Here is an 11,543-nt window from a genome sequence, read left to right on the forward strand (position 1 = left end):
TCTGGCTCATGACGCACTCGGGGCAGGTGGTGAGGCTGTATTTCAGCATACTTGGAGACTTGTTCGGAGTTTCCCTAACATTCACTATTTCGGCGACGTCATGCCACGCAATCCCTTGCAGCAAACCCAGGTCATGAACCGGTGGTGGCTGTGGCCATTCCAGTTGTTTTGCTTCAACTTCGGGAGCACCCATTGCATTCATCACTTTGTGGTCAAGGACCCGTTCTACCTGCGCCAAATGACCGCGCCCTTCGCCCATAAAGTTTTAGCGGACGCCGGTGTCAGGTTTAATGACTTCGGCACCTATAAGCGCTCAAACCGTTACAGCTTTACGCAACCGGAAGCTTAAGCTATCAACCCGCTTCTATTTGTTTGATCTCGCCCTATAAATATCACCCTGGCCAGTGACCTTCAGAACTGGCTAAGCCTTTATCAACCGCACATCCTGTAGGAAATCAGGGGGCTGTGTTTACTTAATGTGGCGGTTAAGGAGGGGTTCGAAACCGTCCATACCCGTTTTTTTTCAAATCACGGCCCCCGGCTTATAACGACTGTAGAGAATCTGCTGACTAACAAGCGGCCCCATGGCAGCCCCATGGGGTTGTGTGTCAACTTGTGGATCTGCTGCCTGATAGGGCATGTGTATTCTTTGCGTTTAGCCCTCGAAAAAAGGCAAGAACAGTAAGCACCTTGCTCATGAACAATTAAAAATAGCTCGGCGGTTTTTTTAAGAAATACTCAGCTTCCTGATTATTCCGTTCATTTATTCTGAGCAGCAAGCTCGGGTGAGCTCCTGTATAGCCTATTGATTCTGCTGCAACAAAACCAGCTGATCTGTAGATGTTGGTTTGTACGTCTTGAAAAAGCATAAAACCTGTAGTTGCTTGTTGTTTCTCATAGCCTTCTAGCAGCATTGACAGGCAGCTTAGGCCATATCCTTTCTTGCGGCTATTTACCTCTGTAGCTAATGAGGCTATGCCTATCCATGAACTGTTGTTATGCCCCGGGATCACATAGGAAATGGCAGATGATATGGCCGTCATTTAGAGCAGCTCCGCAAAAGACATTGTCTGCTGGCACGTCGATCCAGCGTCCAACTATCCAGGCAATTTGCATGCAGGGCTCGCACAGATCAAACTCGCCAAGACTCCCACTTTTTCTGTAACTCAATATGCCTGATATGTTGCTAAAACCTTCGTTACCTGGAGTCATGCTCCGGCGATGGCGTCTCTTGCACCAAGTCAAACAATCCCATGCCGCAGAGTTGTTTAGCGTTACCCAATCGACTATCTCTCGCTGGGAAAGTGGCGTACTGGATTTGGATTCCCTCGCACACGAAAAGCTTGAGAAGTTGCTGGCTGCTCGCCTCACTACAGCCGCTGATCAAGCGCTGGGCCGAATGGTTCGTGAAAGCTCGCGCCCCGTTCATCTCATTTGTGATTTGACGCACCGTTTGCTTGCTTGTTCATCTTCGCGAGCAGCCCAATTCGCGACTCCTGTCAGCGAGCTGCTGGGTAGTTCTTTATGGCGCTTCGCTACGCCAACTATTATTAGCATGGAGGCTGACCTGGATAGACTGGGTTGGCGGGAAGCCTTCGCACCACCAGCGCTGGAATTTCTAACGGGCGACAATCATTCGTCCATTGTTCCGATCAGCCAAAGCTTATGTCGCTGGACACGAATCCCCCTTTCGGACGGAGCAACAACACGCCTGGTTGAGTCGCTCTGACTGCACCCTGCATATTTTATGCGTAGACGCTAATGATCTTGAGATCTAGTCTGGCTGAACCAGGTGAGCGGACATTCTGTCCGGCCCACAGAGTCAGAGGTGTTCATGGACATCGAAAAAATCAAAGGGCGCCTCCAATTTCTACGTGAGGCGGAAAAGCTCAAGGATGTACTTAGAAGCGCGCACACCTCTTCCGGGCGAACCGAAAGCACGGCAGAGCACAGCTGGCGCTTATGCCTGATGGCCGTCGTCTTTGGAGATTATCTGACCGGTCTCGACAGGTTAAAAATGCTCAAGATGTGTGTCATTCACGACTTGGGAGAGGCCATCAGCGGTGACATTCCCGCCGTCAATAAAGATTCGTTTCCCAACAAGAGCGAGCAAGAGAGGAGCGACCTCATTCTCTTGACCAATACTCTGGATGAATCATTAAAAGCCGAGATATTGGCACTTTGGGACGACTACGAAAATGCTTTGTCACCAGAGGCGGTAGCCGTCAAGGCGCTAGATAAGTTGGAAACAATGCTTCAGCACAACCAGGGCAAGAACCCACCGGACTTCGATTACGAATTCAATCTTGCCTATGGCAAAAAATACACAGATGCCGCCCCTCTATTCGAGGCGCTTCGCAATATCATCGACGAAGAAACCAAAGCTAATATGCTTTTGAATCCGAAATGAACAAGTGCCACGTTGATGTGAATTGACTCCTTTGCATCAAAAAGTCCTACCTTTGCAGGAATCCGCAGGGCTCTCGTCTTCCAAAACTCTCCGCCCAGCCCGCGGCCCTGTCCGCTGTCAACCAGGCGCAGAACTGCGGAAAAAAAGACCTGCTTAGCCCGCAGACGAGGTGGGGGGACGACAGTGCGCGCCAGGGTATGAAGCATGCCACTACCCTGCCCGTCAAAATTGCTATCCGATGGCCTTCACCTGAGAGCCCTGTTGCCTTTATGAGTGGCGCCAAAGCTTGACCACCTTCTATCAACACTTTGACGAGAAGCGCTGTGCGCTCTCACTGGCAGCCTCACAAGGTGTGTTTACAGTTCTATTTGTTACGAGCCGTAAAAAACCGCCTCGATGGGCGGCTTGGTCATACGATAACGCACAGGTCAAACGATGATCGTGTGAGGGTATCCGTGCATGGCACTATCGTGAGTCACCAGGCTGATACCTTCTGCAAGCGCTTGGGCAACCATGATGCGGTCAAACGGATCTCGGTGATGGTTCGGCAGATTGCCTACAGTCAGCCCGTGATCAGAAGTGATCGGCAATTCGAGGTAGCCTGCATCTATCAGCACTTTGCGTAGTACAGCAGGAATAACGCCGGTGCGCTCGGCGCCTTTGATGGTCAGCTCCCAGATGCTGGCTGCGCTGAAATAAAGGGTGTTGGCCTCATCGTCGATAAGCTGGGCGGCAGCCTTGGGCAGTTTGTCGTCGCCAATAGCTGCCCAGATCAGGATATGCGTGTCGAGCAATAACCTCATGCCTTTCCCTCAAACAGATCTGCTATTTCAGCATCCAGAGCGTCCGAAGCATCGGCGTTGAATGTCACACCCGCGAGCATCCCGCGGCGCTTGGGGGGTGTAATAGGAACCAGCTTGGCCACTGGCACGCCTGCCTTGGCGATGATGATGGTCTCCCCGCCCGCTGCCGCATCAACAAGCTGCGAGAAGTGTGTTTTCGCTGCATGGATGTTGTGGATCTGCATATGGCTACCTCCCAAGGGTTGGTTGATGAGGTTAGCCTAGTCCAGCCAATGGACTAAGTAAAGTATGCTGAATGCTACCGTGTTTACACCTGAGGGCTAAGACTTGCGCCTCCAAAACAGCAGAGGTCAACTTGGGGCTGGAAGCCGGTTTGCGGGACTTCTCTTGCAGTCCCGACTGACCGTGCGCCTCGTAACGGTTAAGCCACTTGCAGGCCATTTGCGGGCTGATGCCAAACCGTCGACACAGTTCTCGTTTATTGCTACCGGGTTGCCGTGCTAAGGCAACGAACTCTTCTTTCAGGCTCATGGCACCTCTCGTGTCCCAGGGCATGATGGTTTTCCGGCGAAGTTGGCTCCCCGAAAAGTGTCCACCATGTCCCCGCACACCCGTCAACCTTATGTCCGGTCCGTACACACGGGGATGAAGGGACCTACCCCAAAGGACGGGGGGCCCAGCCAGAAAAAGCCCTACGTATTCTCATATTATTCCAATACCACCATTTTCCAGACGCCAGAAACCACAAACCCCCGACTTTCTCTAGGAAAATCAGGGGTTTGTGTTTACTTAATGTGGCGGTGAAGGAGAGACTTTCCACGAATCCAGTTAAAACCCAGTAAACACGTGGCTTACAGGGCTTAAACCCTAGTTTTGCTACAAAATACTGCTACAAAACGGAGAAAAAACAGGTAGCCTTGTAGGCTTGAACAGCCTGGAAATGACCTTATGGCAAGCGACAACCTTGTACTCCGTGGTGGCACTTGGCACGCCCGAATGGTCATCCCGTCTGACGTTCGCCACATCCTTAATCGGCGCGAGTTCACTTCATCGCTTAAAACAGGCAACAAAACCGAAGCCCAGCGAAAAAAAATCCCCGCTCTACTCACGTGGCAAAACCAGATAGACGAAGCGAGATTCAAAGTTTCTGGTAACGGGGATGATTGGAAGGACAAGGTATGGCGAGCCTCGCAGCACATTGCAGACAACTACCGAGGTGTCGTTACTGGGCTCGCACTCAGCGAACCAGAATTTCTTGCGAAAGTCAGCGCGAAGGGCATCAGTTCACTTTATGACCAAACGATAGATTATATTGCACATTGTCAAAAAAGGGGCATATTCAATAGAGCACAAATGGCCACTATGGAAGATTGCCTCAACAACTGGCATTGGAAGTGGCTAAGTGTTTACGATATGCAGGCAAGGGAAACTCCGTTAGCACTAGAACAAAAGATTCAATGCTTTACTGAGTTCACAGAAGCTAAACGAGTAATATCTTATCACCTGATAACTAGAAAAAATGACATGAGTAAAAGTGCTCATGAAGAAACAATTGCTCTATTAAAAGACCCAACACTTTACAGACCAAAAACCCCAATCACAAACAGCCGAATTGAGGCGTTTGAAAAGCATCAGAAAGTCACACGCGGAGTGATACCAAAAAGTGTAGACATGCAAGTTTCAAGATTGAAGCGTTTTAGAGAATATTTAGAAGAACAACGCTTTGAATTTGATTTTGATGCAGTTGCAAAATATATGGATAGCCTCAAAGAGACTCACCCACTGACCAAAAAACAACACCTATTTGCAGGAAATGCCTTCTGGAAGTGGGCAAACAAGTACGACCTTCATTTTAAAGAAGCGTACAGAAACACCACCTCCCCCTTCCTTAATCATGACTTCCTGATAAACAAGAAAGGAAAGCGCGATGAGGGGAGAAAGGCTTTTAGTCCAGAAGACATTAAAAAACTCTATACAAACGCACTGGAACACAAAAACACGCATCTAAAAGACCTAATATGTATTGCCACTTACACGGGTTGTCGAATAGAAGAAATCTGCCAATTACACATTGAAAAAAGCATTATCGAGGAAGGCAATATCCAATGCTTCTCTATCGAAGATGCCAAAAGTCCGGCTGGGATTAGAAAAATCCCAATTCATACAGCCCTACTTCCAACTATTGAACGACTGATAAAGGAATCGCCTAACGGAATGCTTGTGCCAAGCAAAAGTAAAAACAAATACGGTATTCTCTCAGATTTATTCTCCAAGGCTTTTGGGCGTTTCAAGCTTGAACTTGGCTATGATAAGAGTTATGTATTCCATAGCATAAGAAAAACCGTCATTACTCAATTGCAAAGAGCAGGTGTCGATGGCATAACTATCGCATCAATTGTCGGACATGAAACTGGGACTATAACCTTCGACATTTACTCCGAAGGCCCAAGTACCAAGCAAAAGCAAAAAGCACTCGAAAAATTAAAGTTTTCTTTAACCTAAAAAACAAAGCCCAGCTCCGCCCATAAATAAAACTATGGGGATTGCTGGGTTCGACCTCAAAATGAGCAGCCCTAGCTAGTCGCCCGTAATGCGCTCCTTACTGACAGCACATACCATGAAGAAAACTACTTGACCCAACAGTGACAGCGAGCGATAGTCATGAGACACAAAAGCCAAAGGAATAAACATGTTCAAAGGGTTTGATGTCAATGTAGGTTTGAGCAATTACTCACAGTACGTTACTTACGGGAGAGAGCTACACGAAAAAAATAGGACTCTGGTTGAGTCACGACTTGATTCTTTCAAAGGCAAAGATGGAAAGTTAATCGCAACTAGCATTGTCGCCGAATGGTTCCCGAAAGTAACAGCAGATGTTTTTCTCTCACACTCGCATAGAGATGAAGAAGAAATAATAGGTTTATCCGGGTGGCTTCATAAAGAGTTTGGCCTAACGTCTTTCATAGACTCCTGTATCTGGGGGTACTCTGAAAAGTTACTACACATGATTGATAGCGAGTACTGCCTTAGCAAAGACACTGGTTATTATGATTATCATAAGCGGAATCGTTCTACGAGCCATGTCCACATGATGCTCTCGACCGCACTAACGCAAACCATTGATTCGTGCGAGTGCATTTTCTTTGTCAATACGCCGAATTCAATTTTGCCAAATGAATATATTGAAGGTGAAAAAGGTGCCACCGACTCTCCTTGGATATACTCCGAAATTGCAATGACTCGCCTTGTGAGAAAGAGAAGCCCAAGTGAACATAGGAGTATACGAGCAAAGGTTATTATGGATTCAACTGGAATGGAAGATTATCTAGAAAAAAACCTAGGCATAAAATACGACGTAAACTTAAATCACCTTGGTAATTTAAACCAGACAGACCTCAACAACTGGCTTAAAACTTCTAACACTAAGGGCGCAGAATCTCTCGATTCACTTTACAATCTAAGCATGGCGAAGCCAATATATGGATGAAAAAATCGCACACCTTGGCTTTATACAAGGCACCATCAATCGCATGGGAAGTAACGCATTTCTCATAAAAGGGTGGACATTGGCCTTAATTGCCGCGCTACTGGCAATATCACCTGATAAAATCACACTGAACTATCTAATCATCACACTTACTCCTGTGGTTTTATTTGGCTGGCTAGACACATACTATTTACATCAAGAAAAACTATTTATAGAGTTATATCGTGAGGTAGCACAAAACAACACAACAAACTTTTCTATGGACACACAAACAGTGAGAGCGCATACACCTCCCATGTGGAAAGTTTCATTAAGCGTATCTATCCTTCCGTTTTACTTACTAATCTGCTCACTATTAGCTATCCTATATTGTCGCTCATAAAAAGTTCAAAACTACAAACTGAACCGTCACAGCTATTATTCAATTAAGTTGTGCGGTTCAGTTATTACAAACCTCAAAACCGACTACTCCAACTAAAAGCAAAAAAGCATCAACCCAAATGCTAACATGTTTTTAAGCACCTCTTTAAGCACCTCTTTAACCCGTTGGGCTTACTACCAGACTTAACTACGTTAAGACGCTTCGCTTCCGGTAATAAGCACGGGTTCCTGCCAGAATGGCAGAAGCAAAAACAAGGCGCGTCAATATAATAATCAATATGAGGACAAAATGAATGGCAAAAAAATAACGTCAATGATATTCAAAACATTGAACTATACAAATGAAATAAAGAAACAATCCAGCAGTGGCGGTCGTCGTCAATTGTTCAAAAGTCTGCGTCACTCTTTGCGCATACCAGCAAGCGAACCCAAGAAACTGGAATGGTTCGATGAACAATCCCACCTTAATCTGATTTGGTTGCCTGACACTGGAATAGTAAAGCTTGACGATTATCCAAAGGAGCAGCGGGAAGCACTGCTCACTAACATAACAGATGAGGCAGAAGCCCCGACCGTAGACCAAAATAATAGAACAGAGTTGGTGGCATTGCGAGCCAAGCTAAAAAACACAGTTAAAAATGCAAGTAAGAAAGAAACAGACGAAGGCAGCATTATCGCTTTTCAAAACATACTTAACGCAAAAGGGATTGTAGATACGGAACAGCTTTTGTCTGACCTCGACCTATTCGAGATAAAGCGAAAAAGTCAAAAGCTCGATACTGCGAAACAGTTTCTTGAATGCCACAACGAAATTGAACGCGGCCCAAAGGCTCTTATAAGGAAAAACCAAGCTGTTATACAGGAGGCGTTTTTTAAATTCCCTTCTAAAAACGAAGTTACAGGCATTGGTGGTGAAGGGCGTATTGAATTAATCAAAGATTTTTACCAACAGGTTTTTCCTGAATACCCTATCCACTTCATAGTTTTGCATGGTGATGAAGACGTAGACTTAACAGACCACAGCGACCACCCCCATTTGTTTATATCGACGAAAAACAGTAAGACTGGGCGTTATGACTTGCGTGAGTCGCAAATCAGAAAGGTCAATTTCTATCTAAAAAAGCATCGTCCTGGAACAGAGCCAATCAGCAGCACTCCTGACTTTTTAGAGTCGCAACTCTTATCTGGGTACTTGCAAGATATGTTTTATGCATACACGAATAATAGACTTTTAAGAAACACTCCCTATTTTGCTAAAAAAAATGAAAAAACAGAGGGGCACATGAACAAGCTCCGTTACATCAGTGGAGAGGCTAAAAAGCCCAAATCAGAGCGAGCTTTTAACCTATACACACTTGCCCAAGAGCGAAAGGAAAATGCGGTTCAGGAAGCCAAGCAGGCGAAGGAATACACGCGCCAGGCTAAACGATACGTCGCCACACAACTCACCAAGGCAGAACAGGCAAAGCAGGAAGCAGATGACGCAATAGAGCGTCAGAGACTCGCAGAGCAAGCCACAGTCGAGGAACATGAACAGGCAACCGCTTATCGTCGTAGTTCAAGTCATTATAAACAGAGTATCGCAGATGGAAGCGCAGAGCATGCGAGAATTCAGGCTGAGATTGCAACTGAAAGAGCAAATTTAAAACTATTCAAAACGCACTTATCCAACATGGTAGACGGTATTGTAAATTGGATTGATGAACTTTTTTCTTCAAGACGCAAAGATATAGAGGATAAGTATTTAGAACGAGCGCGAGAGGCATTTAATCGAGTGCGCGAGAATGATAATACAAAGGAATTGCTGTTTACAAAAAAAGCAGAGGATGAAGTAAATCAGCAGCTAGGTATTCTGGCGAAATACAAAGAGTTATTTCCTGACCTGCCAGAAGTCGACGATATAAGACGCTCAATCACGAAAATAAAGCCTTAATAGCCAAAATTATAAAGTCCTAAACCATTAATTTGCATGCGAGTATGCTTCAATATAAAAACAACAAAACTTAAATCCATGAAAAAAGAAGATGAAACGGTATTCGAGTATTTCCAAAGGGGCGAAATTGAATATCTTGAAGCAATGAACGATGTGTTAAGCGAGAGAGTTGAGTTTCTTGAAACACTATCTAGCAAGATACTGAGTTATGAGTATATAGTTCTGTTAGAGAGGGAGGACAAAATAATCAATGATTATCGTTTCTTCCTTGAAAACTTTAACGGTATTGAAATGTTTTTAGAAGAGTTAAACAAAGCGACAAATATCACCCCACGAACCAAGAAATAAAAACCACCCGAAGGTGGTTTTCTTATAACACAGTGTTTCTGATGAATTTACATTGTAGCAATTATTCGCTGCTTATTTTCGCCAAGTCAATACCATTTGACAATACCTGTATCTTTATTTCTTTTGCGGCTGGTGCTTTAACTGCTTTCCCTGATGTTAATTCAACGTAGTTAACAACTGCATTTGTACCAACAAGCTTGATGCTTTTAAGCACAAGAGACTTGCTGGCGCTTGCTTTGGCCGTGATATTGCCATTACCTACTAGTTTATCTATCGAGCGCGGGAGAACTATTTTAACGTCTGCATTACCTGCCCCAACAACTGAATGGAACGTGCTGATAATGGAACTTATCTTTTTGGCATCATATGAGCCATTGCTCAAATCATCTATGCTTATAGTCAATTTGTGGCGTTCTTTCCCAGCCCAGCCATCCGCAGCCAAATTATTTAAGTACGTGCTAAACGAGTCATCGGCCATTAATCGTGATGATGTGAAGTGCATATTACCTAATAGACCTGTAACTTTCTCAGGCGCTACCGGCGTATCATTATCCACAGCACCTTGCGCAGCACAAGTATTATCTAAAATCTCCCAATCACCATAAGGATAAGTGACCTCGGACTTACTGTTTATGGCTTTATAGCGGTAATAGTTTTTAGAGCCGGTTTCACCTGGCTCACAAATCCCAGCTTTGTACTCTATTGATAAGTCGCTTATTGTAGCCGTGCAGGAGGTTGCATCTACGGACTTAATATTGAATACGGTATTTATCTTCATTGAGGCTGAGTTGTAAGACGAAACATACTCTCCATAATTATAAACAGAGCCCGTGTAGCTTCCAGCTACTGCGCCATAATAAGAGTCGCAGGAAACTTCCTCCATTCCATCTTTCACCTCAGTATCTTGTGTCGGAACGACAGCGCAGGTATTTGAAGCGTCAGACCAACCAGATATATTTTTAGTGGAGTCGTCAGTCCAAATGTCATAGGTTCTTTTCTGCTGAATAGCACCTGTCTGTCCTTCGGGACAACTCACAGTCCTGTATTCGGTTGTGGTGCTCACGTACGCTGGCCCAGAATTAACGCAGCTTCTGGTAACAGTAGTCACCCCCCAAGCATAATCTTTTTTTAACCGATAAACTATATCGCCGTTTGACCAACCTGAGTTTAAATACTCTTGTGTTTTTACTGTTGCTGGCGCACATTTCATCCTGTCATACCATTGCATCTCCATGTAGAGAGAAATAGACCCTGACTCGCCAGATGGGCAGGACAGCGTTGCACGACACTTATACATTGCATTGGATTGAGAACCTCCATCTGCATAAGCCTGTGGCAGGGCGAGAAAGAACGCCAAGGCAATTACTGTTTTTATTATTTTCATTTTCAATCAATTTGCGTATACCTTCATTGTATCACGCAAACGAAAAAAGGCGCTCCACTCTATATGGCTCGCCTATTCGCACAAACTATGATTTTACTTTTTTGCTATTGCCGGTGTTTCTCTGCTTGTAGCCGTGTCAGGGTTTTTGACTAGCTTGTAGTCCTTCCAGACGAACATAGGGGGATTAGTGATTTTAACTGTGCTACCGCCACCGTTGTTCGGATTGCCGCTTCCGTTACCACCAGCCAAGGCGCTGAATGAAATCATGGCGCTAATAACTAAAACAAAACAATTTAACTTTCCCATAATAAATACCTTCTTATATGTATAGAGTTACATTTTTCAAGTTAATGTAAATAGCAAACCTCTGATAAAAGGAAGTCAGTTACTAAATGCACCACGTATGGTTGAGCGTATAGAGCTGGATACTTGGCTTTTAGCGGTGTTGCTTGCTTCTTTGACCATATCCCCAAGAAATGACGAACCTTCATCAGCGACGGTTTGCTGAGCCGTACCAGTGGTGCTGGTAACGCTTGCGTTGGATTGGTTCTGTGGAAGGAGCGACCCTGCCTGCTGTTGCAATTCTGCGCAGCCGGTCATTCCTACGACTCCGAGTCCTAACAGTACTGACATAACTGTCTGTTTCATAAGGTAATCCCTTGCCAATCCAACCGAACCACTCGACTAGACGAAACGTGACTATACGAGAATTGTCTAATGAATAGCAATAGACTAGCCAGATTATGACCTTCTAGGCTCAAAGGATAGGTGTAAGTATCTGATTTTAAGGAATTTTC

The 11,543-nt window shown here is 45.1% G+C and carries 12 protein-coding genes and 2 pseudogenes; 8 read left to right on the top strand and 6 right to left on the bottom strand.

All coding sequences use genetic code 11. The annotated features are described in order from the left end of the window. Window positions 1–349, top strand: a pseudogene (locus GHO03_RS22070) (hypothetical protein); the annotation flags it as partial. A 355-nt stretch (window positions 350–704) separates the two neighbouring features. On the opposite strand, the gene GHO03_RS22075 reads toward GHO03_RS22070, so the two are convergent. After that, window positions 705–1,043: a hypothetical protein gene (locus tag GHO03_RS22075; protein WP_133144884.1), complete on the bottom strand. Its 339-nt coding sequence runs from the start codon at window positions 1,041–1,043 to the stop codon at window positions 705–707. 128 nt (window positions 1,044–1,171) lie between these two features. Here GHO03_RS22075 and GHO03_RS22080 point away from each other — a divergent pair, with 128 nt between their 5' ends. Both GHO03_RS22080 and GHO03_RS22085 read left to right on the top strand, forming a co-directional pair. Next, window positions 1,172–1,729: a helix-turn-helix transcriptional regulator gene (locus tag GHO03_RS22080; protein ID WP_095002257.1), complete on the top strand. Its 558-nt coding sequence runs from the start codon at window positions 1,172–1,174 to the stop codon at window positions 1,727–1,729. Between the two features lie 105 nt (window positions 1,730–1,834). Further along, on the top strand, window positions 1,835–2,410 hold the full coding sequence (locus GHO03_RS22085; protein WP_095025163.1) for an HD domain-containing protein: 576 nt from the start codon (window positions 1,835–1,837) through the stop codon (window positions 2,408–2,410). Between the two features lie 428 nt (window positions 2,411–2,838). Here GHO03_RS22085 and GHO03_RS22090 read toward each other — a convergent pair whose 3' ends face one another. From GHO03_RS22090 to GHO03_RS22100, 3 genes and pseudogenes are all read right to left on the bottom strand, one after another. Beyond that, the gene (locus GHO03_RS22090) at window positions 2,839–3,213 is read right to left on the bottom strand and encodes a type II toxin-antitoxin system VapC family toxin (protein WP_095025160.1); all 375 of its coding nucleotides are present in this window, start codon (window positions 3,211–3,213) and stop codon (window positions 2,839–2,841) included. Continuing rightward, window positions 3,210–3,437, bottom strand: coding sequence for a type II toxin-antitoxin system Phd/YefM family antitoxin (locus GHO03_RS22095; protein ID WP_095002259.1), 228 nt, complete (start codon window positions 3,435–3,437; stop codon window positions 3,210–3,212). Before GHO03_RS22095 ends, GHO03_RS22090 begins: the two co-directional genes overlap by 4 nt. A 79-nt stretch (window positions 3,438–3,516) precedes the next feature. Then, window positions 3,517–3,768: pseudogene (locus GHO03_RS22100) on the bottom strand (helix-turn-helix domain-containing protein); the annotation flags it as partial. A gap of 393 nt (window positions 3,769–4,161) precedes the next feature. Here GHO03_RS22100 and GHO03_RS22105 point away from each other — a divergent pair. From GHO03_RS22105 to GHO03_RS22125, 5 genes are all read left to right on the top strand, one after another. Continuing rightward, the gene (locus GHO03_RS22105; protein WP_153400535.1) at window positions 4,162–5,715 is read left to right on the top strand and encodes a tyrosine-type recombinase/integrase; all 1,554 of its coding nucleotides are present in this window, start codon (window positions 4,162–4,164) and stop codon (window positions 5,713–5,715) included. Window positions 5,716–5,902: 187 nt separating this feature from the next. Further along, on the top strand, window positions 5,903–6,700 hold the full coding sequence (locus GHO03_RS22110; protein WP_178110352.1) for a hypothetical protein: 798 nt from the start codon (window positions 5,903–5,905) through the stop codon (window positions 6,698–6,700). Beyond that, window positions 6,693–7,082 (top strand): hypothetical protein, encoded by a 390-nt coding sequence (locus GHO03_RS22115; RefSeq protein ID WP_153400536.1) that lies wholly within the window; start codon window positions 6,693–6,695, stop codon window positions 7,080–7,082. The genes GHO03_RS22110 and GHO03_RS22115 overlap by 8 nt, the downstream gene beginning before the upstream one ends. A gap of 288 nt (window positions 7,083–7,370) precedes the next feature. Further along, entirely contained in the window at window positions 7,371–9,014 is a 1,644-nt protein-coding gene (locus GHO03_RS22120; RefSeq protein WP_153400537.1) for a hypothetical protein, read from the top strand. A gap of 78 nt (window positions 9,015–9,092) precedes the next feature. Continuing rightward, complete coding sequence (locus GHO03_RS22125) at window positions 9,093–9,362, top strand: hypothetical protein (RefSeq protein ID WP_153400538.1); 270 nt, start codon at window positions 9,093–9,095, stop codon at window positions 9,360–9,362. A 61-nt stretch (window positions 9,363–9,423) separates the two neighbouring features. Here the strand turns inward: GHO03_RS22125 and GHO03_RS22130 are convergent, their stop codons facing one another. Then, a complete protein-coding gene (locus GHO03_RS22130) occupies window positions 9,424–10,746 on the bottom strand; it encodes a hypothetical protein (protein WP_153400539.1) in 1,323 nt (440 codons plus the stop codon). Window positions 10,747–10,839: 93 nt separating this feature from the next. Further along, complete coding sequence (locus tag GHO03_RS22135; protein ID WP_153400540.1) at window positions 10,840–11,052, bottom strand: hypothetical protein; 213 nt, start codon at window positions 11,050–11,052, stop codon at window positions 10,840–10,842. Window positions 11,053–11,543: the final 491 nt, after the last annotated feature.

It is taken from the genome of Pseudomonas sp. FSL R10-1339, from assembly GCF_009600545.1.
Lineage (GTDB): Bacteria > Pseudomonadota > Gammaproteobacteria > Pseudomonadales > Pseudomonadaceae > Aquipseudomonas > Aquipseudomonas bubulae.

What these genes read in the sequence shown, in the direction of transcription:
- GHO03_RS22105 (WP_153400535.1), top strand. Translation starts at nt 4,162, where the DNA reads ATGGCAAGCGACAACCTTGTACTCCGTGGTGGCACTTGGCACGCCCGA.
- GHO03_RS22085 (WP_095025163.1), top strand. Translation starts at nt 1,835, where the DNA reads ATGGACATCGAAAAAATCAAAGGGCGCCTCCAATTTCTACGTGAGGCG.
- GHO03_RS22110 (WP_178110352.1), top strand. Translation starts at nt 5,903, where the DNA reads ATGTTCAAAGGGTTTGATGTCAATGTAGGTTTGAGCAATTACTCACAG.
- GHO03_RS22135 (WP_153400540.1), bottom strand. Translation starts at nt 11,052, where the DNA reads ATGGGAAAGTTAAATTGTTTTGTTTTAGTTATTAGCGCCATGATTTCA.
- GHO03_RS22115 (WP_153400536.1), top strand. Translation starts at nt 6,693, where the DNA reads ATGGATGAAAAAATCGCACACCTTGGCTTTATACAAGGCACCATCAAT.
- GHO03_RS22090 (WP_095025160.1), bottom strand. Translation starts at nt 3,213, where the DNA reads ATGAGGTTATTGCTCGACACGCATATCCTGATCTGGGCAGCTATTGGC.
- GHO03_RS22095 (WP_095002259.1), bottom strand. Translation starts at nt 3,437, where the DNA reads ATGCAGATCCACAACATCCATGCAGCGAAAACACACTTCTCGCAGCTT.
- GHO03_RS22130 (WP_153400539.1), bottom strand. Translation starts at nt 10,746, where the DNA reads ATGAAAATAATAAAAACAGTAATTGCCTTGGCGTTCTTTCTCGCCCTG.
- GHO03_RS22075 (WP_133144884.1), bottom strand. Translation starts at nt 1,043, where the DNA reads ATGACGGCCATATCATCTGCCATTTCCTATGTGATCCCGGGGCATAAC.
- GHO03_RS22120 (WP_153400537.1), top strand. Translation starts at nt 7,371, where the DNA reads ATGAATGGCAAAAAAATAACGTCAATGATATTCAAAACATTGAACTAT.
- GHO03_RS22080 (WP_095002257.1), top strand. Translation starts at nt 1,172, where the DNA reads ATGCCTGATATGTTGCTAAAACCTTCGTTACCTGGAGTCATGCTCCGG.
- GHO03_RS22125 (WP_153400538.1), top strand. Translation starts at nt 9,093, where the DNA reads ATGAAAAAAGAAGATGAAACGGTATTCGAGTATTTCCAAAGGGGCGAA.